This window comes from Pseudomonas sp. MD330_10 (assembly GCF_042610415.1).
Lineage (GTDB): Bacteria > Pseudomonadota > Gammaproteobacteria > Pseudomonadales > Pseudomonadaceae > Aquipseudomonas > Aquipseudomonas rhodesiae.
The window spans coordinates 1-271 of record NZ_JBHGZU010000082.1; the positions used below are offsets into that span (position 1 = coordinate 1).

Genomic DNA, 271 nt, shown 5'->3' on the forward strand with positions numbered 1-271 from the left:
CCTCCGACGACATTCTGGCGTCGTACGCCGACTATCTGGACCGTGTCGAGACGTCACCGATGCGCGGATTCCTGACGGGCAGTATCGACGCAGTCTTGCGGATCCCGGGCCCGTCGTTCGTGATCGTCGATTACAAGACCAACCGGATCGGTCGCGGCGATCTGACGGCTGCCAACTACATGCGTGAACTCATGGCGACGGAGATGATGCGCTCGCACTATCCGCTGCAGGCACTGCTGTATTCGGTTGCACTGCATCGGTATCTGCGGTG

General features: G+C 60.5%; 1 protein-coding gene. It reads left to right on the forward strand.

Translation table 11 applies throughout. The annotated features are described in order from the left end of the window. Nucleotides 1-271 (forward strand): hypothetical protein (locus ACFZPT_RS26700; protein WP_379559133.1); only part of this gene is annotated, 271 nt, incomplete at both ends.